Origin of the sequence: Colwellia sp. (assembly GCF_013215345.1) — a bacterium.
Taxonomy (GTDB): domain Bacteria; phylum Pseudomonadota; class Gammaproteobacteria; order Enterobacterales; family Alteromonadaceae; genus Colwellia.
In genome coordinates this window covers 1-24428 of the sequence record NZ_JABSOV010000020.1, presented here as the reverse complement: position 1 = coordinate 24428, position 24428 = coordinate 1, and the positions used below count along the sequence as shown (strand labels likewise).

The following is a 24428-nucleotide window of genomic DNA, read 5'->3' as shown; positions in this document are numbered from 1 at the left end:
TGGCTGACCATTGATTAGTGTATATTCACTGGGTATTTAACTAAACTCAATAATGTAAACATTTACCCTATGGCAACAATAAAAGACGTAGCACGTCTCGCTGGTGTTTCAGTGGCATCCGTTTCTCGCGTATTAAACAATGGCCCTAAAGTCAGTAAAAAGACAATTGAGAATGTAACTAAGGTCATGAACGACTTAAACTACAGCCCTAATGCCAATGCACGTGCTTTAGTCACGCAAAAGAGCACAATCTTAGGTGTCGTTATTCCCGCGCTAATCGACCCCTTTTTTGCTTCATTAGCTCACGGTGTTGAGCAAGTAGCCCGGCAAAACAATAGGCAATTATTATTAAGTACCGGATTGGTAAGTGCAGAAACAGAAATTCAGGCCATCAATCTATTGATTGAAAGGCGATGTGATGTGATGGTGGTACATAGCAAAAAACTATCGGACCATGTCTTAATTGAATTGGCGAGTAAAGTCCCTGGCTTAGTACTTATTGACCGTTATATTGAAGAAATAGCACAGCGCTGTGTTTGGTTAGATAATCTCGAGGGCGGTAAAATCGCCGCGCGTCACCTACTGGCATTAAATCATCAAAGCTTTGCCTGTATTTCCAGTAAACATCAAATAGACGATCCGCTACTCCGCCTACAAGGCTTTCAAAACGAACTAGCCTTAGCTGGAGTCGATATTGCAGAAGATCTTATCGAATATGGCGAACCGACCCTGCAAGGTGGTGAAATGGCTACGCAAAAACTACTGGCCTCAGGCAAGCGTTTTTCTGCCTTGTTTGTTTATAACGATGCCATGGCAATAGGAGCAATTTCGACCCTAGAAGACAATGGTTATAAAGTACCATCAGATATTTCAGTACTCGGTTTTGATGATGTCTTACTTTCAAGCTATTCAAGACCAAAATTGACTACGCTCAACTATCCTATTGAAGAAATGGCCATGCAAGCCGCCAACATCGGCCTTGAGTTAATAGCCAAACAAGTAGCAGCGAATAATTCAACTAACTATAAATACATTCCTAGACTTGTTAAACGGGAGTCGACCAGTTTTAAATCATAACCGTCTCATATAAGACGTAAATATAGCCGTATAATTTCGCTTTTCACTTAGCATATTGTCTATCAAAATACTGAGTGCCAAGCGGCTAAAACCCAACTAAAATACATCTTCGCTACCCCAAAAAGCATATTAAGATGGCCTAGATTGAGAGTACATTGACTAAAAAGTCATTATTCTGTGAAGGTGTTTAACTTACGAAGGTAGTCAGTCAATAAATATCCGCTGGAAACTTAAGCAACCCATGCCAGAGCTAAGCCAACCTGCTCCTTAGTTATGCTTAAAACTTCGCCTTGTTAGCCTAGCTGAGCGGTAATATCGAAATTTAGCTGTTTTTATTGGTAGTTGGTTAGCTTGTTAAGTTATAATTTCCCTTCCCGAACTCATGAATAATATCGCAATGAAATTTCCAGGCCGTCGTCAACATAAACATTATTTTCCAGTTGAGAATAAGACCCCACTCACCAATAAAGTTAGTTCAGAGCCTAAATTAGCGCGCAGTTATATTGTGGGTATTGATCAAATCCTTGTTGATATTGAAGCCAAAGTTGATGATGAGTTCTTAACTGAGTTTTCCCTTAAACGGGGTATGTCGCAAGTAATTCCCGATGAAGTTACGCATCGTTTATACCAACGTTTAAAAAACGAGCAATTGATCAACTATGAGTTTGCTGGCGGTACCATAGGTAATACTATGCATAATTACTCTGTGCTTGCCGATGACAGATCGGTGTTATTAGGGGTGATGTCAGAAAACATTCAAGTGGGCGACTACGCATATCGCTTTGTCAGCAATACTTCTTCTCGTGTTGATTTAAACTATTTACAACCGGTAGATGGCCCAATCGGCCGTTGTTTTACCTTAATTGATGATAGCGGTGAAAGAACCTTCGCCATTAATGCCGGTTTGATAAATAAGCTAAAACCTGAATCGATTGATGAATCCTTAATTAGTAATGCCGCTGCTTTGGTTATTAGTTCGTATTTAATGCGTACTGAAGAAGGCGATAGCATGACACAAGCTACCTTTAAAGCAGTAGAGTGTGCCAATAAGGCCGGTGTGCCAGTAGTTTTAACGCTAGGTACCAAGTTTCTTATTGAAAAAGAGCCTGAGTTTTGGCAAAAGTTTGTCAAAGATCATGTCAATATTCTTGCCATGAATGAAGATGAAGCTGAGGCAATAACAGGTATTGATGATCCATTAAAAGCAGCTGACGCTTGTTTAGACTGGGTTGATTTAGTTATTTGTACTGCCGGACCAGAAGGTTTATTTATGGCGGGTTATGTCGATGACGAACATAAAAGAGTCACTGACTACCCACTACTGCCAGGTGGTATAGCCGATTTTAATCGCTATGAGTTTTCACGACCAATGTTATTAAAGGATTGTGAAAATCCGATAAAAATATATACCCACACTGCGCCATATATGGGTGGACCAGATAATATTAAAAATACCAATGGTGCGGGCGATGCTGCCCTTGCCGCTGTATTACATGACTTAAGCGCAAATGTTTATCATAAAATGAATGTTCAAGATTCCAGTAAACATTCCCAGCCAGCAATGACTTACTCATCGTTATCACAAATCAGCAAATATGCTAACCGTGTAAGCTTTGAAGTATTGGTTCAGCACTCACCTCGATTATCACGCGGTTTACCTGAGCGAGAAGATAGCCTAGAGCATGCATACTGGGCGTTATAGCCAAACATTTACCCTTTCAGTAAGGGCTTTGACTGCTAGCTTACAAAGCCCTCCCCCAAAATTAGCTGATGTAATGAGCGAATCTAAATAGTAACGACAAAGTGTTACTACACTAAGTAGGCATAATAGCGTAGAGTTGCGAAAAATTTTGGCCCTGACTCAGCGGTATTACCTGCGACACCAGCTATAGCGGCTACATTCGATATAGTGGCTATATTAGCAAAGCCCTGAGTTATTATTAATTCACGCCAATTATTCACCTGAAATATGAGCAGTCTATGTTAGAAACACTAATCAATTTAATTAATTCGCTTTTATGGGATACGGTACTTATCTACGGATTAGTCGGTGCAGGTATCTTTTTCACCCTACGTTTAGGTTTTATTCAAATATCTCACCTTGGTCATGCAATGAGCCTGATGAAAATCAGTCGTCATGGCGCTAAAGACGGCTTATCTTCATTCCAAGTATTTTGTACCAGTATGGCTGCCCGTGTTGGCGCAGGTAATATGGCGGGTGTTGCCGTCGCATTAACCACAGGTGGCCCCGGTGCCATTTTTTGGATGTGGCTTATTGCCTTCTTAGGCATGGCAACATCAATGATCGAATCAACCCTTGCTCAAGTCTATAAAGTAAAAGATGAAGAAGGACAATTTCGTGGTGGCCCCTCTTATTACATGCATAAAGGCTTAGGGAAAAAGTGGATGGGCATGTTGTTCGCCGTACTACTAATTATTGCCTTTGGCCTAGTATTTAATGCAGTACAAGCCAATACCATTACCGGTGCTATGAGTGCGGTGTTTGACTTTGATGCCACACTGGTTGGCATTGTCATCTCGATAGCCAGTGGTTTAGTGATCATGGGTGGCATCAAGAAAGTTGCTAAAGTGTCTGAGGTTTTAGTACCTATTATGGCCTTGGCGTATTTACTTGTAGCCTTTATCGTCGTCTTGATGAATATTGAAAAATTACCCGCTGTATTTAGCTTAATCATCAAAAGTGCCTTTGGTTGGCAAGAAGCAGCAAGCGGCGCTGTTGCTTTTGCCATTGCCCAAGCAATGAAAGCGGGCATAGCTCGTGGTTTATTCTCTAACGAAGCCGGCATGGGTAGCGCAGCAAATATAGCAGCAAGTGCGACACCTAATCCAAATCATCCTGCTTCACAGGGTTTCATTCAAATGTTTGGCGTTTTTGTCGACACCTTAGTCATTTGTACTGCAACAGCCGCGATAATTCTGCTTGCGGGTGATACCGGTAGTAATGCCGATGGTATTGCTATCACCATTGCCGCCTTAGACTTTCACGTTGGCGCTTGGGGTGGTGCATTCATCGCCGGTTCAATAATCCTATTTTGCTTCACTTCCATTATTGCAAATTACAGTTATGCGGAAACCAATATTTTGTTCCTAGCCAACAACAAGCGCAAATATTTACCCCTGTTTCGTTTGTGTGTCGTGGCCATGGTGATGTTTGGCGCCGTAGCAAAAATCGATGTTGTTTGGGCGCTTGCGGATGCTTCTATGGGGCTGATGGCCTTAGTAAACCTCATCGCGTTGTTACTGCTATCAAATATTGCCATAAAGGTAATTAAGCACTACAAAGCACAGCGCAAGGCAGGTATTGAACCAAATTTTGTTGCAGATGATTTTCCCGAATTAAAGGGTAAGACTGAACCTGGTATTTGGCAGTAACTCGTTAGCGCTAGTCACTAATAACAGTGCCGAATAACAGCAGCTAAAATAAAAGCTACTCTCACCTAATAGTGGCTAGCTTTTTACTGTTAGGTTTTCGGTTTTCAATAAAGAGAAATGCAGTTATAAGAGAACGGAAAACAAATAAGGTCAGAGTAAACGGGGAAAAGAATTCCCCCGCGATTAACTTTAAATTACTGTAAAACTTAACGAATAAAAAACGAATAATTAAAGTGAAATAGACTTTATTTCGAGCGTTCGATTGATGGTTCAGTAACCTTTTTTGATGAAAGTGCCCGCGCTTTACTTTTAGCTTTGTTGTAAGCTATTTTTTTCTTTTTTGATTTTTTACTGACTGAAACTACTGTACTAATAAACTCTGCTGATTTTTTGCTGGGATTATAAGCGACCTCAATAATTTGACCGTTATATTCGATAATATCGCCGTGGCGAATTTTTTTACGCTTTTGAACTGAAACTTCATTATTTACTAGAACCTTACCTTCAGTGATCATGGTTTTAGCTTCGCCGTCACCGCCAACCATTTTGGCAATTTTGATTAATTTACAAAGTTCTATAGGTTCAACACAAATGTCGAAAATTGAGTGTTCAGACATGAAATACGCCTAATAATTTTAAATAATAATATTGTTAAATTCTAACATATATAACGGTTATTGAATAAAACTAATAGTAAACCAACTGTCCATGTTAATTATTAGCCAATGTATGGCTGTCCCCTTTTCTTTTTTTCCTTTATTGAAAAAACATGGATCTTCGATCAGACACTCGAAGATGACGACTAAGTTGTGGTTGTTGTGCATAAACTCATCAGCCATCATTCCCGAAGTGTCGCACACCGTCATTCCCGAAATGGCTGATCGGGAATCCAGAAGTCAGCTTGTATGCAGCAAAAAATAACATAAAATCAGTATAAATTTAAAATAGCAGATTAAAGTAAATCAATACTTGGAATAAATAACGATACGCTCTATCATATAAACACTTAAAACAATCGATTAAACGATAGAGAGTGTCTTATGGCGAGATTATCTAAGCAACAGCAAGCAGAGATCAGACTAAAAATAATCAACACAGCAGTTGATCTATTTAGTGAAAATGGCTTTGAAGCCACCAGTATGAAGCAAATCGCCAGAGAAGCTGGCATTGGTGATGCAACTATCTATAAATACTTCGCCAATAAAGACAAACTGATTTACGGCTATTACGGCTTAATAGCCACAGAAACAACTCAGCAGTTTTTAGCTGAAGACGATCTATCTGAGTACTCTTTACAAGAAAAACTGCAGTTACTCATCGATATCTACTTGAATAACTTCTTGCCCAACCGAGAGTTTGTCTGCGATAGCATCAACATGATAATGCAATCACCGAGCATTTTATTTAAAGACGTTGCCCCCGTAAGAGAAGAGTTTGTTGATCTTATTCGTAACTTACTTAACGAAGCAGAGCAAGCAGGCGAAATTGCTCAATCCCCTTTTACCGATGCCACAGCAAAACTCGCTAATGACTACTTATTAGCAGTACTTTTGTATTGGGTTAACGATGACTCAGAAGAATTCAGCAATACCACACAAATGGTAGATATGTCGCTCAACCTTGGCGTAGAAATATTAAGAAGCGGCATTGTCTCTAAAGCAACTGATCTGGTTAGCTTTTTTGTAAAAGCACACCTATTCCGCTTTATGGGCAGCGGTTTCTTAAATAAATTAGTCATGAATAAATCATTTGGGCTGTAAACGCTAATCAGGGTTCACTCTATTTAACAATTTAATAAGGATATATTATGAAAAATTGGCAAGGTAATTGGATTATCGCGGTATCAGCATGTCACACGTTATTTGCAGTTATTATGTTCGCAGCTGAATATAGCTCACTGTATGATAACGGCATTATTAATAGCTTAACCACTGACCGCTCAGCGGCAGCAGTATGGTTTTTCTTATTCGGGCAAGTACTCTTCATTACAGGATTATTAATAAAACATTTTGATTCAGTAAATAACCACCTAGTACCACTTTCAGTATCACTCAACCTTTTATTGTTAACCCTTGTTGGTATTACCATCATGCCTGAATCCGGTTTTTGGCTTATGTTTCCGCCATTAATAAGTTTGATAATGCAACACAGAAAAAAACAGAATCAAAACAAAAACCAAACCGCAGCGGCTTAGTTATGCTTACTTCAAAAAAAGTACCTACCTCAAAGTTATCACGTAGTGCTATTACCGGCGCAGCGGTAGCAAAAATAGGCTTAAAACACGCTGGTTATAAAGTACGAAAAGCATTTTCAGCTAAAAGCACTGACGCTAAAAATTCACCAGCTAAAAGTAATGAGCAATCTCAGCAGCAACATGAAGAGCAAATAGGAGAGCTCGTTTTTACCGTATTAAGTCAGCTTAGAGGCACAGCAATTAAGTTATCTCAGCTATTAAGTATGGAAACCGACATTCTGCCAGAAACCATTCGTAACAAACTAAAGTCAGCTTGTCATGAAGTACCCCCTATAAATAGAGCGCTGGTTAGAAAACAAATGGTTCAAGAGCTAGGCAATACGCCCAAACAGCTCTTTAAAGAATTTGATAGTCAGGCTTTTTCAGCGGCAAGCATAGGTCAAGTTCATCGAGCGTTGTCGTTTAACGATGAAGTATTAGCCGTAAAAGTTCAATATCCCGGCATAGGCGCAACCATAGACAGCGACCTAAAAATGCTAGAAAAACTGTTTTGGTTATTAGCTAAAACCACCAAAAAAATGCCAAAACAACAAGTGTTCACACTTATATTGGCCGAAATTAAAAATAGACTATCTGAAGAGATAAACTATGAGATTGAAGCCAATAACCTAACTTGGTTTCAGCACCATATGAAGCTAAACGGCATTGTTATTCCAAAGGTTAAACACGCGCTATCTTCGGCGAGAGTATTATCAATGGAAATGTTAACCGGGCAACACATAGATAAATGGCTAGAAAACCAGCCAAGTCAGCAACAGAGGAATGAATTAGGGCAAAAGCTATTTGATTTTTTTTGGTATAGCGCCTTAACACTGAAAAAAATACACGCAGACCCTCACCCGGGTAACTTCTTAGTATTAACCGATGAACAACTCGGCGTTTTAGACTTTGGCTGCGTACGTAACTTAAGTGATGACTTTGTTGATGGCTTTACCGCTATGATGCCAAAAATTGTTGATAGTTATATTTTTAACAAAAATAAATCCGCACTGTTTGCCAGTTATCAAGCGCTAAAATTTATAGACCACAGTGTTGATTTTAATACCTTCGAGTCTAAAATATTCCCAGACATACAGCGTTATGGCCAATGGTTAGGTCAAGCATATGTTAGCAAAACATTCGACTTTACCACTAAAACACCGTGTCCAGGAAAACCCGATAATGTCAGTGGTACTGCGGTAAAGTTTCTATCGGGCATGTATAGCGAACAGCCCTGCTTTGACCGAGCTCACTTAGGTTTAATGAACTTATTAACGCAAATTGGCGCCAACATTAATACCGATTATTCAAGATTTATAACAGTTAAATAAGGAGGAATTGTGAATAGATATTTAATTACTGCCGGCATATTAAGTGCCCTTGCCTCCTTATTACATATAGGTTGCATCTATTTTGGTGCATCTTGGTATCGATTTTTTGGCGCAGGTGAACACATGGCAAAGCTGGCCGAGCAAGGCAGTTTAAAACCAACAATGATCACTGCAGGTATTGTGATTGTTTTGGCTATTTGGTCACTTTTTGCTTTTTCTGCTGCCGGATTAATAATAAAGCTGCCATTAATGCGATTAGCCCTTATAACCATTACTGCCGTTTATTTACTACGTGGTATCGGTGGTATTTTCATAGCAGCTACCTCTGTACCGACTGCTATTGGTAACAGTAACGAATTTTGGCTTTGGAGCTCTGCTATTTGTCTAACTTTTGGCGTTGTTCACCTTATTGGTGTAAAGCAGCAATGGGCTAGCTTGTAGACACCAAACAAAGGTATTAACTAGGACACTCGCTTATACCCCCTTAAAGCAAAATAGCCACTCAAAAGAAGCTCAATGATTGCTAATAACCCCTGAGTTCGAACAGTGTTTACCAAATTTGTATATAAATAGCAGAAATGCTATTTATATACATGACAAAAACATCCGGCTTGATGTGTTGTTATTAAAGTAAGAGGATGATTAGTGTTGAGTCGTTACGCCAAAAGTTTATCACTGCAACTAACATTGGTTCGCCGCCTTAAACCTTTATGTTCACAGTAATCAGTTAATACATCACTGTGACCTACAGCACCATGAAAAAGCTTTCTGAAATCTTTGGTCAAGGTTAACCAATTCTCAGGGTTTATATTCAAGCGATTAAGTAAAGCAAGTTGATTTCCTTCAATATATCCAACTTTTCCTTCACGCAGACAACCAGCTGTTAGTTCAATTAATTCAAGATAGTCTTCAAGCTCAAACGGTAAGCCTTTTGGCATTGCTTGGCGTGGGTTACCTACAAAAGGCAGTAGGATTTTTGGCTTTTTAGCCTTTTTAGCGGATATTACCCATTGTTTTACGCTAGTGTACCCTGAGCTTTCAGGGGTTTTAGCTACATTAGCTCTAACAGGGTTTAAGTCAACATACGCCATACAGGCAGCAAGTGCGGCTTCATCTAACAAGGCTTGTGATTTAAAACGCCCTTCCCAAAAATGACCTGTGCATTTATCTTCAAGGTTGGCTTATGTGGCAATGCTGTGGTTGAGTAGGCGCATAAACCAGCTAATATCCATTAAGCGATTGCGATACACTTCAACCGTTTCGAGCAAAGAAGCCATAAGGTAATCAGGGATTTCTTCTCCTCGACAATACTGCTGTGTTATGAATGTACCTTTGAATAACTGATGCCAACGTTGTAATACTTCACTAGTTGTCCACGCTTTCGCGGTAGTCTCATCAACAAAAACCACTATATGCGTGTGATTACTCATAACAGCGTAAGCGCATACATCAATAGCGAACACTTGGCTTAGACTGAGTGTTTTATCTTCTACCCACCCTCGCCTATGGTCAAAATTTTTCCCTGTGTTTTTATCTGCACCGCAAAAAAAGGCCCTACGAACACAGCGAGAAATACAGTGATAATAGGCAGTGTCTGTTAAGCTAATTAATTGCTTTCTTGCAGTTGTCGTAACAAAAACTCTCAAATTATGATTATGTATTAACCCTAGTTCAGAGGTTTATATTCTTCAACTTTGAGAGACTGTCCTCGTTAATTCTAATTAATGCGTGATTGTTACGAGCAAGTACATGCTAGTTCATTGTTACTCTCAAACCATTCACTATAAACGCCACTGATACAATCTCTTTTTACTTGAGAACAATCTTGCTGATCTAATGAGCCTGTGAAACCTGAATACGTGCACCCAGACATAACGAATAATGATGCTAACATTAGTATTTTCAAAAAATACTCCTTTGTGTAATACCCATATTAATGGGCTAAATGATTTGGCTAAAATTTTTAAAAAGGTAATAAAGCCAACGATAATTTTCCGACAAACGGAATTTTGAGCATTTTACGCTTTATTTGGCAATAAATTAACAAAATAATAGTAGCTATTTAATCTGAAAATGAACGTAAAAAATTAACGGGGACACTCGCTTATAAATATCCTAAAACGAAAAAATAACACAAGCTAAATAGCCACACAAATATGCTCTACGCACACATCGAGAAATACAATGATAATACGGTGTATCAACCAAGCTAATCAGCTATTTTCTGGCGCTAGTCATGAGAATACTCCTGTATTAAGATGATTTTTAACCTTAGTACAAGGGGGGTATTCTCAAATGACAATGGATGTTCTTCTTATTCTTCTAGTTATTCTTATTTACCAATGTAAGCTTTGATTTCAGCATAATTACCTCATTTACTTTAAATTCAAGTTCAAGTTTAACGCTGCTATAAATTTTATTTTGTTAATGAACAAGCATGGCGATGTAAGCGCCAACATAATAGGTAAATTAAGCCATATAATACCATGCCACCTGCAAGCACCCCATACCAAGCGCTATATTGCCAGCAGGCAATTAAGTAAAAACCACCTAAGCTACCACCAATGTAATAGTGCACAAGGTATAACGCCGTTGCAGTTGCTTTCGCTACTTTCGCTTTCTGACTTACCCAGGCATAGGCAAGTGAGTGCGTGAAAAAAGCGCCTGAGCCAATAAGTAATAGACCAACAACCATTGCGTACAATGAATCATAAACGGCTATCCACATACCTATTGCACTCACGGTTGTACCTAGTACCATGCCCTTGACTGGGCTGTAATGTAGGCTCCAACGACCACTTAGTTTTGCCGAAATAGTACCACTTAGATAGCACAAAAAAATCATTGACGTTAAGCTGATAGACAGTGAATAAGGTGGCGCGATAAGACGGAACCCCATTACCGTATAAAGATTAACAATTAACGCAAAGTTTAAACCGCCAATAAGCATAGCAAGCCATAATTCACGCTGTTTTAAATGACCAATTACACGCTTATTATGGTTGCGAAACTGCCCTCTTTTAGGAGTGAAACATTGTTGTTCAGGCAACAGTCGGCTCACTAATAGCGCACCAACTAAACTGGCAATAGCCATACCAATAACGGCTATATTCCATCCCCAATATTCGGTGGCAAAACCGCCGTATAAACGCCCTGCAATACCGCCTAATGAATTTGCACTAATATAACCACCAACGGCAATCATAAATGCTTTTGGGGTGAACTCTTCGGCCATATATGCCACAGCAACAGCAGCAAATCCCGCAAGCGCAATACCCATTACCCCACGCGTTAACGTTAACATTATTAATGAATCGGTTAGCAACATGGTCATGCCCGTAAATGGCAATAAGAAAAGACTCAGCATCATCACTTTACGACGGCCTATAATTTCTGAGCCTACAGCCCACGGAACAAGAGTAAGCGCTAGCATTAATGTGCATGACGCAAGCAGCCAATTAATTTCAATCGCACTGGCGTTAAATTTTTCAGCCATCAATGGCAACATGGGTTGGAACATGTACAAATTACAAAATACAAGGAAAGAGCCTAACGCTAACGCAAAGCTAGCACGGCGGTAAGCAGCTGTTTTTACTTCAATCATGATGATGATGATACTCTGAGGCTGGCTTTCAATTACACCTACTATTTTATCAATTGATAAAGCAGCAATAAAACTAAATTAATAATGAGATATTATAATGACTATCGCCTTGATAATAAAAGTATTGTTATGAATAACTATTATTGACTCAGCGAAAAATCGTTTGCTCTTGTTCTATGTTAGTAAGGCTGAAGACTCTGATCTTAAAAGTGAGGTTGATGACTCCAACTGAATCCTGCATATTGAGGTTATTCATGGATGTCCTAGTTATTCTCTATTCTTTCTCGTTATTCCCAAAACAACACGAAAATAACATCTATTTAACATCTATTTAACATCTAAGTAAACTCTATTCAATATCTATTTCACAAGGCACTCTTCACAAAAAAAGCCAATAAACTACTGTATAAAAACAATATTAAATAAAAACAGAACTACAGAAAATTTAATTATAACTTCTCATCCATTATTCACTTCACAACTTGTTAATTTAGTGTAAACATATCTGAGTGAAAGACATACAAGGATAGGAGTTAGTTTGAACCGTAAAGTTTTCGTTTCGCTACATATTATTGCCATGGGCACTGTGCTATTAAGCTTACTCTCCGGACTAAGAATATCTAGCCTGAATACTCCTGTACTCATGCACTTTGACGCTATCTTAATCAGTGGTGCGGTTCATAGTATGCATTTAATTTCTGGTTATGTTTTTAGTGCTTTAGTGCTCTATTTTATTTATTACCAATTCAATAAGAGCCCGCTAAGTAAGAGCCGGTTAAATAAGCCTCAGCTAAAGAAAAGCCAGCATAAACAGGGCTACCGCAATCAGTCATATCATCAATGGGTTAATCGCTTAGGTTACACAGCGGGACTATTAAGTGTATTTACCGGCTTATTTATCAGCGTTGATTTAATGGTAACCACTTTACAGCCATTACATTTTACCAGTTCATTACTGTTTTTACTTTACTTGGTTATGCACAGTTGGATATACGTACTACAACATGGCAAAGGCGTGCTGGTACGTTTATTTCCCTCCTCTCTTACTCATATAGCTTGGCTAAAACTTGCCATTATTGCTCTTATTGCCTGCTTACTTTATTTACTTAATATTCCAGTAAAACATTCATTGCTCGTTTCAGCGATTCCCATGGATGTATTGATTGAAATAGATGGTCACGCCAATGAACCTCAATGGCTTACAACCCCCAGCATTTCCATAAATACCATTGGCGGTGCTAATTTTGTTGATGGTAATACACAAGTCACCATTAAAGCGTTATCAAATGCACAAGAAACATTTTTCTTATTCACTTGGCAAGATCCAACACAAAGTATTGAGCACCTACCTTTGCTAAAAACAGCACAAGGCTGGAAAGTTAAAGAAGATGGTTTTTATCGCTTTGATGAACAGAGTCATTACGAAGATAAGTTTGCCGTAATGTTATCTAACACCTGTAACAGTGGCGCAGACGGCACCGCGCATTTAGGAAAAACCCCCATTGAAGGTAAACCCAGTAATTGGCATGGCAAGGGCTATCACGCCAGTTTAAACAATACCGTACGTGATTTATGGCATTGGAAAGCAGTACGTACTAACGATATGTACTTGGCCGATGATAATTTTATTGGTGCACCTGCTTCCGTGCAATATGGTCAACGGCGTTACAGTGCGGGTTATCAAGCTGATGGTAAAGAAAGCGGCGCTTATGTGATGAATTGGCAATGGTATAAACCAAACTTCATCATCCCTAAACGCTTACCAATTAACTATTCAATAGCAGATAAAAAAGTACTGCCTTGGTTTAGTTCAAAGCCCTATCAGTCTCAATTAGATACGTTACCTGAAGGTAGTTACTTGCCCTCAGTACTGTATAGATCAAATCGATTTGAAGGCGATAGAGCTGACGTCCGAGCAAGGGGCCATTGGAGCAATGGTGTATGGACGTTGGAATTAGTACGTAAAAAAAATACCCACTCAAAACATGATGTTTCTTTAAAAACCGGAGTTTGTATGTGGGTATCAGCCTTTGATCGTAGCCAAATTGCACATACTCGTCATCATAAAGCCATACAATTGCAGTATTCGTTATGAAAATTAGACTTTTAATTTCATTACTCATGCTGCTGTTATTAACCTTTTATTGTCGATTTTCTCTGCCTGTTCATTTAACACCAGTACATGCCCGCTTCACTAAAATGATAAATATCGGTGAAGTCATTTCATCATGGCAAGGCCCTTGGTCGTGTGTTGTTGACTCTAGCTTAAATGTGCTTTGGGAAGTAAAAACAGACAATGAGTCTATCCATGATGGTTATTGGACTTACTCTTGGTTTGATGAAATACAGGGCAAAGAAAACTTTGGTGATTGTTACTTTGAAGCACAACGCTGCGATACCAGCGATCTGATTCGGCACACAAATACACAAGGTTTATGTAATCAACACAATTGGCGCCTTCCTACTCCCGATGAATTGCAGTCGTTAATAAAAAGCCCACAACGTCCTGGCCAACCTCACATAAATAATGATTATTTCCCTTTTATTCATAAAGGTGACTATTGGACATCGGCTAATCAGCAGCTATTACCACAACACTTCACACAATTTAACAGCGGCGCCTTGGCCGTTAACTTCCATGCGGGTCAGCAAGCAATATTGCCTTACCGTAACGCAGCATTTGTAATTTTAGTCAGTTCACTGACTGAGGCAAATACCACCTCGCAGCTAAGTAGTCGCGTTATTAATGAAAATACATCACAAAAGGAAGCAAGGAAATGAACAAAAGTATTGTGAGTTTAGCCATTGGTTTAAGCCTAGCAAGTTCAGTAACTTATGCGGGTAGCCAGTATAACCGTTTAATTTGGGATCATAACCCTTCACAGCAGGCCACTATAGGCTTTACACCAACATCAGGCAGTAACCATCATGTTAAATATGGTGTTAGTACTAACGAGCAAACCTGGCAAACCAAACAAGTAACCGCATCGCACACCTTTGCGAGTAGTTTGCAAAGTCAATTCGTCACTTTAAAAGGTTTAACGCCAAACACTGACGTTTTTTATCGCGTTTGTGATAGTAGCGGTTGTGGCGATCGCTTGTGGTTTAAAACGGCACCTACCACTAACACAGGTTTTACTGTTATTGCTGGTGGAGACACACGTACGGGCTGGACAACACGCCAAAAAGGCAACAAGTTAGTGGCCAAAATAAGGCCATTATTCGTGATGCATGGCGGTGATTATACTAATGCGAACTCGGCTTCAGAAATGAAGGAGTACCTTAAAGATTGGCAATTAACCTTGTCAAATGATCTTATTGACGGCATTAGCTACCAACGTATTTATCCTTTTGTGGCTACTCATGGTAATCATGAAGATGGCAACTATAAAACACTCTGCCAAGTGTTTGGCGTAGATTATAATCAAGATGGAGTTTGTGACAGTAAAGACAGCTACGGCGCTTTTAATGTGTCGTCACTGTTACGAGTTTATACCTTAAATAGCCAATATAAAAACAGTGGTTATTCAAGTTACGCTACCGCAATGAATAATTGGTTAAATCAAGATCTCTCTGCCAATGGCAGTAGCGCAAAGTGGCGTGTGGCCCAGTATCATAAACCTATGTATCCACATTACAGCGGCAAGTCTGACAATACCATTTTGCATAACTGGTGGGCCGACAGCTTTTACAGCCAAAAAATGAATTTAGTGGTTGAGTCTGACACCCACATTAACAAAATTACCCAAGCACTTAAGCCCTCAGGTAACAACTTTGTAAAAACAACCACAGGCGGCACTGTCTATGTTGGTGAAGGTAGCTGGGGCGCACCTGCTCGCTCAGCAAACAACCCTAAATCTTGGACCATTGATTTAGCCAGCATTCAACAGTTTAAAGTATTAAGTGTTACCCCTGAAAAACTAGAAGTACGTACCGCGCAGTTCAGCTCGGGTGCAGCAACCTTAACCAGAGAAGCACGTAACGCCAATCCTCTGGCCTTGCCACAAAATATTGATTGGTGGCAAGCCAGCGGCATAGGTGAAGTATTGCCCCTTAGCCGTAGCGCATCAGGTCTAAGTATTATTGACGGTGTTACCGAGCCACCACAAAGTGATAATGTTTTAGAAAATGGCGTAACACAAACCAATATTAGCGCCGGATCCGGTGCTGATATTGTCTTTACTCTAGCTGTTCCGGCAGGTGCTAGCGACATTAGCTTTACAACCAGCGGTGGCACGGGTGATGCGGATATGTATGTTAAGTTTGGCTCAGCACCCACTGACTCAAGTTATGACTGTCGCCCTTATAAAAATGGCAATAGTGAGTCTTGCTCTGGTACATCCGCAGGGGGTACTTATTATGTTCGTTTAAAAGCCTATGCTGCTTTTTCAGGGCTGAGTTTAACGGGCAGTTTTAGTACTTCAGGCGGAAATACTCCTGATATTATTAATAACGAGTTTGCTAATATTTCAGTGGCTAAAGGACAATGGCAACGTTATAGCCAAGTATTGCCTGCAGGTTATTCTACTATGATAGTTAACATGAGTGGTGGCACTGGTGACGCAGACCTTTACGTTCACCATGGCGCACAATCTACTTCATCGAGCTATGATTGTCGTCCCTATAAAAATGGCAATAGCGAAAATTGTATCTTAACCACGCCAGCAGAAGGCACTTGGTATATCGACGTTTATGGCTACAAAGATGCCGAAGGGTTCACGGTAACTTTACAAGCCAATCCATAAAACTGAGTGGCAGCTAACTTTAGTTATCTTAAGTTAGCTTAATTGCAATAAACACAAAGCTGAGCGTGATTAATCATGCTCAGCTTCTTTATGATAAACCTCGCAGGTAACCAGCATGCTTATCCCCAACCAAACAAACCAGACAATTTGACCTAAGCCAAATATTTCGGTGAGTATATCCGCAGGATAAATAGTTAGAATACCAGCAAGTCCAATCAATAAACCAAAGTAGTTAAGTCTCTTAGAAAACTGATAAGATTTTAACGCCGCACAACTTAATAACAACAGCCATAATCCGCCAACGACTTCGTTGCCGCCGCCCAAACCCTCAACAATAATATTAACGGTCAACCATAAGCTCATCGCTTGTGCTGGCTCATTAACCGAAAGTTTAATCACCGCTGCCAAGCCAATATTAGTAATCATGCCACTGGCAATAACAAGGCCAACCCAAATAAAGCCAAATACTGCTGCAAGCTGCGACAAGACTAAGGCACGATTTTTAAAACGATAGTATAACGCCAACACTAATACCGCTAACAAAACCCCAAAAAACACATACATAACCAAGTTCACAACAGATAACATCAGTTGATTATCAGCTAAAAAACTCAACTTTTACGCTGTATCGCCATCACTAGGAAAGTCGAAAAACACACCAAAATAAACAAAGGCCAATAGATAAATAATCGCCTGGGCAAGTGCAGAGAAACCACCACTTTTTGTAAATTATTCATCTAATCTTTCTCATCAATTTTAGGCCATTGATATAACAATCTCTACCGCCGTTAAAAATAGATAAAACGCCCAAGTCTGGGTTAAGTTTGTTGCGACCAGCATAAATATAAAAGCCGTAGATAATATTATGTTTAGCCAACGATTAACCTTAGGTGTTAACACTAAGGTAAGAAATACCATCACACTGGGAATTGCCATTGAGCTCAGATGCAACAAATTCGACTGAATTTGGGAGGCCAGCTTCAATGGGCCTTCCATCATAATAAATAAAATTTATATCTTTTGCATAGGACTGGTCTATCACTTCAAAGGTCCCAACATCTGCTCCTTCTATTTCTTTGCCGCCGATCTGAAAGAAGTAACCATCCATCACATAAATAATTTTGCCTTCCTTTACATGATATTGTTTACTGACTCCAGTATTTACAGGGGTGGCGTCATGTGTTGAGGGGGTATCACGTATGTGGCGAAAGCAATAATCGCTAGTACATAAACAGCACCAGCACCTAACAAGGTACTACCTATCCAAATCAGAATGTTCATTTTTACAGTCCAAAAATTAGAAATTAAATTTACAAATAAAATACCCTATTTATGAAAAAAAAATAAAGTAACTAGGATACTCGCTTAAAAATATAATTGGGGACATCCATACTTTCAAAAAAAACCAGATCTAATGTATTAAGAAGTATTATTAGAGCCGACTAAACTGCCTGATGGTGGTTTGTAAATCATGGTAAGTGTTTGTTAATTACTTAAATATAACTTAAGATACGATTTTTTTCTTTGGCCTAAGTTATAGAATATTACTTTATCCAAAGACGACTTAAATGGATTCATATTAAAAGGGAATAGTGTAGATGACAGTTGTTATTGACAAAAGTGAACAAAGTACCATAAGTAAAAAAAATAGAATTCCGCAATTATTGTTAACCATAACACTGCCGTTAGTTATGCTCACTGGCTGTGGTGGTGGCTCTGGCGGAACAACTAAGGTTACTAAAGCTCCAGTGACTAAAACCGTCACTGGGCCTACTTGGCTGCAAGATCAATTTCAACCGTCAAGTGACTTTGTTGCTCAATGTAAGGATCCCCGCAGTGGCAGCAGCCCTATTACTCATATCACTTATCCAGATAAACCAGGCAGTGAGCTACTTGAAAAACATTGGCAACGTGCCTTTACTCATGAGACTTACCTTTGGTACAAAGAAGTAATTGATAAAAATCCAAAAAACTTTAATTTAATCGATTATTTCGAGCAACTTAAAACAACAGCGGTAACAGATTCTGGCGCTCCGAAAGATAAGTTTCATTGGATGGAGCCGACAAGTAATGTTGAAGAGCGCACACAATTAGGCGTCAGCTATGGCTACGGTATTACCTTTGATAAAAAAAGCAGTATTGCTCCACCGAGAAGTTGGCAGGTAAAAAATGTCACGCCAAATACGCAAGCAATGACGGCGGGCGTTTCTCGTGGTTCGAAGCTGCTGGAAATTGATGGGGTTGATTTTGTTAATACCACGGCGCAAAGTGACATTAATATTATGGAGAATGCCATATATAGTAGCAACGAAGGCGAAAGTCATACCTTTAAGTTTATTGATATTAATAATGAAGAATATCAAGTAACGTTGCAAACTGCCGCCATTACCGCAGTACCGTTACAGTTAGCTAAAACAATAGCTACGCCACAGGGAAATGTCGGTTATTTATTATTAAATTCTTTTAGTATTTCTACGGTAGAAAAAGATCTCTTTGATCAATTTACGCTTTTTTCGGCAAATCAAATTACTGATTTAGTGGTTGATTTACGTTATAACGGTGGTGGTTTTTTAGCGCTGTCGTCGCAATTGGCTTATATGGTTGCCGGTAAAGATGTTACCGAGGGTAAGCTATACGAAAAAATTGTTTACAACGATAAAAATGCCAGTACCGAGACACCTTTTCTTGATGTGACCATTGATTTAAGACGTTTAATTGGTGGCGACTCAATTATTCAAGCGGATCAAGCACTGCCAACCTTAGATTTAGCTCGAGTTTATGTGCTTACCACCGGCTCTTCCTGCTCAGCGAGTGAATCATTTATCAATTCGTTAATTGGTGTTGGCATAGAAGTTATTCAAATAGGTGAAACAACCTGCGGAAAACCCTACGGTTTCTTTAGTAAAGATAACTGTGGCTCTACCTATTTCACTGTACAGTTTAAAGGAGAAAATGATGCCGGTTTTGGTGATTATTCCGATGGTTTAGTACCCGCTAAGTTGCCTGAAGCAGGTAAGCTCTATCAAGTACAAGGTTGTCCTATTGAGGAGGATTATTTGCACTCGCTGGGTGATAAAGAAGAAATGTTACTCGCTAGTGCGCTTTATTATCAAACACATAATACTTGTCCTGTGATTGTCGAACCATCTGTTAAGTTAAGCCGTAAATCGATTAATGGTTTTAGTTCGACGAAATCAACGTTATCTCAACCAAGCAACTCGGTTAATTATTTTGGCGCTAAGTTTAATACTCGCACGCCACGACAAGATGCGATTATTGATGATATTTATTTTGATAAATTCCGCCATGTCAGAGCTGGTAAAACTCAATGATAATTAAACAACTTACTTTTGTCGCGCTGTCTTTAAGTCTTCTGTCAGCTTGTGCTCTGCAGGCTCATGAATCATTTGCGGCATTACTGCCTGATAACAGTAGTGAAGCCCGCGCTGAAATTGTTGCTGTCGTTAGCAATGCTTTGGCGGGCAAGAAGATACCAATAACACAGGATGTCTTTCAACAGTCGAGCCGATTATTATTGACGACTCCGCCGGTAACCTCACCACAGGGGGTAAAAGTTTATAGTAAGGAAATAAAACCGGCTTTAGTGTTTGAATTAAGAAAAAAAGCCGGTACTTGTTTGCTTAAACGACTTGATACAGGTCAAGAGTGGCTATTAAAGACAAGGTCTTGCTTTAAACGATAACATTTAATAGCCGAATTTACATAGAGAGAAAAAGGTCGATGCATTACGCATCGGCCTTTTTTAATTGCTCGGCTGAACTCGGGGACAAGCATACTTTCGGTGGCCAATTTAAGTTAAAGCCTGGTCGCTTTATAGCTTTGTCGTTTTATTTAAGGCTTCAGCTATTTATTCACTGGCTTTATACGCGTTTCTGCGCTTCTCTAACCATTGGTTCAGTACTAACGACAGGACAATGAGTGAGCCGCCAAAGACTAATCGCGCAATATCAGCATCACGATTCCAAATCACTAAATTTACGATAATGCCAGCAGGGATAAGCAAGTTATTCATAATAGCCAGTGCACCAACATTAACCAAAGTAGCACCTTTATTCCAAGCAAAAAAACCAACTCCTGAGGCTATAATGCCCAAATAAACTAATACGCCCCATTGCAACTCAGTTGTCGGTAGCTTATTGGCATTACCAAAAATTAAATAACAAATGACAGCCACACAAAACGCACCGATGAAAAACCAGGCAAATATTGCTTTTTGATTGATAGACTGTTTTAGCTGCTGAGCAGCCATTAAGCGTTTATAACAGACCTGCCCGGTAGCAAAACATAAATTAGCAGCTTGCACTAAGAGCAAACCAGTAATGAAGTTAGCGTCTATGCCGTTAAAACGAATGGCAATAGCACCTGAGGTTGCCAGTAATGCGGTTAACATAAAGTTGAGGTGAAATTTTCGCTCAAAAGCATCATTTAATAAGGTGATATAAATAGGGGTCATCACCGTAAATAATAAAACTTCAGGCACTGACAAATACAAGAATGACTGATAATAAAAAACGTACATTAAGCCTAATTGAATTGCACCTATGCCCATTAATTTAACGGCGCTTTGCCAGCTAATTTCATTAAATCGTAAAAAGGGTAAAAAGACTAACATAGCCAAACCAACACGCATTAATACCGAGAACCAAGCATCAACCTGCCCTGCTAAATACACGCCAATTAAACTAAATGAAAAAGCCCACAATAGGGTAACCGAAATAAGATATGACATTAAAACCTAACTACATGATTTTTTTTTACCATTGTAAACAACAATCAATCTCAAACGTAGTTATTTAAAATTAATGCATTACTAACAAACAAAATATCGCTGTTCACCTTATGAAAAATAAGCCTTTATGATATTATTCGGCTAAAATAATACCTGACTCGCTATTAACATTATCCCCTGCTCTATCCTTAGCTATTATTAGGGTAATTGAGAGTAATCATTCTCTTGAGAGCTGATTACTGTCTAAGCTAACTAAGCTAGTCACCCTATGTAACCTATTTGAACGCATAATAATTAAGAACTTATGGCCAAAAACATTTTTACCCCAGAATTACTTGAACAACACTTCACTAAAAATGAGTGGAAAAAAGGCGCTAGAATTTATCAGGCTGATGGTATTAAAACCTGTGCCCTTGATGGTGAAATAATTCGTGGTGTCGTTTTTAGTGAGCGCTCTAATCAGTCGACTTACTTAACGCGTTTAGTGTTAAATATTAAGCATGATGGTATTGCCAGTTATTGTGATTGTTATGTCGGCCGTGATTGTAAACATGGTGCAGCCTTGGCGCAGTGTTTTATTCATGAACATTTTGATCGAAACAGTATTGCCACACCTGAAAGAATTATTGATAGATGGCTTAGCCACTTTCAAGCCCAGCCCAGTAGATATCAACCCAATCCTCAGCAAAAATCGTTATTGTACTTTTTAAAACCCAACGGTTTTAACGAAGACGATTATTATACTTTGGCGATAAAATCAACGCGCGCCAAAAAAAGTGGCGGCTGGAGCAGCTCCCTTGGCAGTGAATATTCTACCAGTTCGTTAATTAATAGTGCCTATGCGACTAACGAGGATGTCGCGGTTATTACCGAGCTTATGCGTACTAACCAATTTGGCGATGATATTAAGTATTTTGATTTATTTGCACAGATTATAAAAACAAATCGCTGTTTTTGGGATACAAAATTCAATTTAGATCAAGCCATTACCTTAAGTGAGCCCATAGAAGCTGAATGGCAGTGGCTAGCACTGGATAATAATTTACATACTTTAAAGCTGGTTTTTAATGAGCCTTCAAGCAGTATTCAAATTATTAAAGCACAACCACTTTGTTTTTATGATGAAGAAAAAAATTGCTTTGGACAAATTAATACCAATACTCGCTGTGATTTTGAAGCCGACTTACTTAACTCACCCATTTTTGAAGAAGATAGATTGCCTTGGGTAATGAATAAGCTGTCTATGTCGTTAGGTGATGCTGTGCAACGCTTACCTAAACCCAAAACACAGTTCTCACAAGACCTAACCAAGCCCGACGTGCATTTGTACTTTTCTACTCCGCTAGAAAAAAATCCACAAACGGGTAATGTGAGGGTTAATTTTTCCTATCAGGGTAATTTAGTTAATCCGCATAATGAGAGTGTTACGATTACACCAGCAAGCTTACCTGATGGTGATAGTGAGGATGAAAACGAGAGTTCAAGTGATAGTTCTAGTAAGAACTCAAGCGAGGCTTCAATTGAGGTAAAGATTTATCGAGACTTAGCTTTTGAGCAAGCGGTTATTGATAAATTGACCAAGTTAAAGTTTAGCCCTGTGCCTATCCCTAAGCGTTACGCTTTTATTAATGCCGAGTATTTGAATAAAGACGCTTCACTTGCCGATAAAACGCCTAAATTTTCCATGATGTTGCAAGGCCGTTATGCTTGGCATCAGTTTTTAGATCAAGAAATCCCCTTACTTAAAGATTTAGGCTGGCATATTAGCTTTGCCGATGCTTTTTATTATAAATCACTCGCCACCGATAGCATATTTGATGCCGAAGTGATTGAAACCGATGATCATGATTTTTTCTCGTTAGGGTTAAACTTAACCATTGATGGTAAAAAAATGCCCGCGTTTCCTATTTTGCTGGGTGCTATTGAACAATTACCTAGATCGGCCCTCTTGGACCGTGACAAAGCTGATCGCGACAAGGTTGCCCCTGAACAAGTTACTCACGAAAATGTAGATCAAGATGGTTTAGTTATCGCAAAAGAACCGCTTATTTCGCCCGACACTCCTATTTATGTTGACCTAGACAATGGTGAATTTGTTGCCTTGCGTTATCAAAGCGTACAGCCAATATTAAAGCAGTTTATTGAACTCTTTATGCCTAATGCGTTAAATAAAGACGGCACCATGGAGCTATCACGCTTTCAAGGACATCAAACGTTATCGATGCTAGATGACCAAGGCATGATAACAGCAGGCGCAAGTAGGTTAAGAGAGCTGGCAGATAAGCTAAAAAACTTTCAAAAAATAACTGCTGTGGCACTGCCGACAGGTTTAAACGCGACGTTAAGAACTTATCAGCATCAAGGACTCAACTGGTTGCAGTTTTTGCGGGAGTATCAATTAAACGGTATTTTGGCTGATGACATGGGTTTAGGTAAAACCATTCAAACCTTGGCGCACTTATTAATTGAAAAGCAGCAAGGCCGATTGACTAAGCCGGTATTAATTGTTGCGCCCACCAGTGTTATTTTTAACTGGGCCAATGAAATTGAAAAATTTACCCCTGAACTTTCTTATCAAGTCTTACACGGTACTAAACGTTATCAGCACTTCGGTTGCCTGCAAAGGCTTGAAGGTAATGAAGACGTCAAAAATCCCGTTGATTTAATTATTACCAGCTATGCCTTACTCACTAAAGATTTAGATCTTTATTGTCAGCATAAATTTTATTACCTTATTCTTGATGAAGCTCACTATATAAAAAACCCAAAAACTAAATTATACCAAGCGTTTCAGTCACTCAGAGCGCAGCATAAATTGTGTTTAACCGGTACACCCATGGAGAATCATTTAGGTGAATTCTGGGCACAATTTAATTTTTTACTGCCCGGTTTTTTAGGCGGACAAAGGCAATTTACCAAAATTTTTAGAAACCCTATAGAGAAACATGGTGATCAAGAGCGTAAGCAGTTATTAAATCAGCGCATTAAACCGTTTATTTTACGTAGAACCAAAGACAAAATAGCCACTGAACTACCGTCGAAAACGATAATAATTCAAACCCTGCGTATTGAAGGTAAACAAGCTGAGTTGTATGAGTCAGTGCGTTTAGCCATGGATAGTCGCTTAAAGGATATTATTGCTGAGAAGGGCTTAAAACGTAGTCAGATAGAAGTTTTAGATGCGTTATTAAAGCTAAGACAAGTATGTAATCATCCTAAGTTACTGTCACTTGACGGCGCTAAAAAAGTTAATCAATCTGCTAAACTTGATCATTTAATGGAAACTTTACCTGAG

Annotated in this window: 18 protein-coding genes and 2 pseudogenes; 13 read left to right on the top strand and 7 right to left on the bottom strand. The window is 39.2% G+C overall.

Annotation, left to right across the window (positions count from 1 at the left end; all coding sequences use genetic code 11):
- Positions 1-69: 69 nt before the first annotated feature.
- The 3 genes from HRT50_RS04395 to HRT50_RS04385 all read left to right on the top strand — a co-directional run bounded on the left by HRT50_RS04395 (position 70) and on the right by HRT50_RS04385 (position 4470).
- Positions 70-1077 carry a LacI family DNA-binding transcriptional regulator gene (locus HRT50_RS04395; RefSeq protein ID WP_291611729.1) on the top strand — a complete coding sequence of 336 codons (1008 nt, stop codon included), beginning with the start codon at positions 70-72 and terminating at the stop codon, positions 1075-1077.
- Between the two features lie 397 nt (positions 1078-1474).
- Positions 1475-2779 carry an inosine/guanosine kinase gene (locus tag HRT50_RS04390; protein WP_291611727.1) on the top strand — a complete coding sequence of 435 codons (1305 nt, stop codon included), beginning with the start codon at positions 1475-1477 and terminating at the stop codon, positions 2777-2779.
- 278 nt (positions 2780-3057) lie between these two features.
- Positions 3058-4470, top strand: a complete 1413-nt coding sequence (locus HRT50_RS04385) for a sodium:alanine symporter family protein (RefSeq protein ID WP_291611725.1) — start codon at positions 3058-3060, stop codon at positions 4468-4470.
- 245 nt (positions 4471-4715) lie between these two features.
- Here the strand turns inward: HRT50_RS04385 and HRT50_RS04380 are convergent, their stop codons facing one another.
- On the bottom strand, positions 4716-5087 hold the full coding sequence (locus HRT50_RS04380) for an RNA-binding S4 domain-containing protein (protein ID WP_291611723.1): 372 nt from the start codon (positions 5085-5087) through the stop codon (positions 4716-4718).
- A gap of 423 nt (positions 5088-5510) precedes the next feature.
- On the opposite strand from HRT50_RS04380, the gene HRT50_RS04375 reads away from it, so the two are divergent.
- Genes HRT50_RS04375 through HRT50_RS04360 form a run of 4 tightly spaced genes read left to right on the top strand, consistent with a single transcriptional unit; the run spans position 5511 to position 8475 of the window.
- Positions 5511-6230, top strand: a complete 720-nt coding sequence (locus HRT50_RS04375) for a TetR/AcrR family transcriptional regulator (RefSeq protein WP_291611722.1) — start codon at positions 5511-5513, stop codon at positions 6228-6230.
- Positions 6231-6277: 47 nt separating this feature from the next.
- Positions 6278-6664, top strand: coding sequence for a DUF6463 family protein (locus HRT50_RS04370; RefSeq protein WP_291611720.1), 387 nt, complete (start codon positions 6278-6280; stop codon positions 6662-6664).
- 2 nt (positions 6665-6666) lie between these two features.
- Complete coding sequence (locus tag HRT50_RS04365; protein ID WP_291611718.1) at positions 6667-8034, top strand: AarF/ABC1/UbiB kinase family protein; 1368 nt, start codon at positions 6667-6669, stop codon at positions 8032-8034.
- A gap of 9 nt (positions 8035-8043) precedes the next feature.
- Positions 8044-8475, top strand: coding sequence for a hypothetical protein (locus HRT50_RS04360; RefSeq protein WP_291611716.1), 432 nt, complete (start codon positions 8044-8046; stop codon positions 8473-8475).
- A 215-nt stretch (positions 8476-8690) separates the two neighbouring features.
- On the opposite strand, the pseudogene HRT50_RS04355 reads toward HRT50_RS04360, so the two are convergent.
- From HRT50_RS04355 to HRT50_RS04345, 3 genes and pseudogenes are all read right to left on the bottom strand, one after another.
- Positions 8691-9464: pseudogene (locus tag HRT50_RS04355) on the bottom strand (transposase).
- A gap of 715 nt (positions 9465-10179) precedes the next feature.
- Positions 10180-10251: pseudogene (locus HRT50_RS04350) on the bottom strand (Type I secretion system protein TolC); the annotation flags it as partial.
- A 199-nt stretch (positions 10252-10450) separates the two neighbouring features.
- Positions 10451-11638 carry an MFS transporter gene (locus HRT50_RS04345; RefSeq protein WP_291611714.1) on the bottom strand — a complete coding sequence of 396 codons (1188 nt, stop codon included), beginning with the start codon at positions 11636-11638 and terminating at the stop codon, positions 10451-10453.
- Positions 11639-12176: 538 nt separating this feature from the next.
- On the opposite strand from HRT50_RS04345, the gene HRT50_RS04340 reads away from it, so the two are divergent.
- Genes HRT50_RS04340 through HRT50_RS04330 form a run of 3 tightly spaced genes read left to right on the top strand, consistent with a single transcriptional unit; the run spans position 12177 to position 16383 of the window.
- Positions 12177-13733 carry an ethylbenzene dehydrogenase-related protein gene (locus HRT50_RS04340; RefSeq protein WP_291611712.1) on the top strand — a complete coding sequence of 519 codons (1557 nt, stop codon included), beginning with the start codon at positions 12177-12179 and terminating at the stop codon, positions 13731-13733.
- On the top strand, positions 13730-14419 hold the full coding sequence (locus tag HRT50_RS04335; protein WP_291611710.1) for a DUF1566 domain-containing protein: 690 nt from the start codon (positions 13730-13732) through the stop codon (positions 14417-14419). Before HRT50_RS04340 ends, HRT50_RS04335 begins: the two co-directional genes overlap by 4 nt.
- A complete protein-coding gene (locus tag HRT50_RS04330) occupies positions 14416-16383 on the top strand; it encodes a pre-peptidase C-terminal domain-containing protein (RefSeq protein WP_291611707.1) in 1968 nt (655 codons plus the stop codon). The genes HRT50_RS04335 and HRT50_RS04330 overlap by 4 nt, the downstream gene beginning before the upstream one ends.
- Positions 16384-16452: 69 nt before the next feature.
- On the opposite strand, the gene HRT50_RS04325 is transcribed toward HRT50_RS04330, so the two are convergent.
- Together HRT50_RS04325 and HRT50_RS04320 are read right to left on the bottom strand one after the other, a co-directional pair.
- Positions 16453-16998, bottom strand: coding sequence for a hypothetical protein (locus HRT50_RS04325; protein ID WP_367238776.1), 546 nt, complete (start codon positions 16996-16998; stop codon positions 16453-16455).
- Between the two features lie 271 nt (positions 16999-17269).
- The gene (locus tag HRT50_RS04320; protein ID WP_291611784.1) at positions 17270-17491 is read right to left on the bottom strand and encodes a DKNYY domain-containing protein; all 222 of its coding nucleotides are present in this window, start codon (positions 17489-17491) and stop codon (positions 17270-17272) included.
- Between the two features lie 490 nt (positions 17492-17981).
- Here HRT50_RS04320 and HRT50_RS04315 point away from each other — a divergent pair, with 490 nt between their 5' ends.
- Complete coding sequence (locus HRT50_RS04315; protein WP_291611705.1) at positions 17982-19715, top strand: S41 family peptidase; 1734 nt, start codon at positions 17982-17984, stop codon at positions 19713-19715.
- Positions 19712-20086, top strand: coding sequence for a hypothetical protein (locus HRT50_RS04310; RefSeq protein WP_291611702.1), 375 nt, complete (start codon positions 19712-19714; stop codon positions 20084-20086). The genes HRT50_RS04315 and HRT50_RS04310 overlap by 4 nt, the downstream gene beginning before the upstream one ends.
- 165 nt (positions 20087-20251) lie before the next feature.
- Here HRT50_RS04310 and HRT50_RS04305 read toward each other — a convergent pair whose 3' ends face one another.
- On the bottom strand, positions 20252-21133 hold the full coding sequence (locus HRT50_RS04305) for a DMT family transporter (protein WP_291611700.1): 882 nt from the start codon (positions 21131-21133) through the stop codon (positions 20252-20254).
- Positions 21134-21437: 304 nt separating this feature from the next.
- Here HRT50_RS04305 and HRT50_RS04300 point away from each other — a divergent pair.
- A partial coding sequence (locus HRT50_RS04300; RefSeq protein WP_291611698.1) for an SNF2-related protein occupies positions 21438-24428 on the top strand: 2991 nt, incomplete at its 3' end.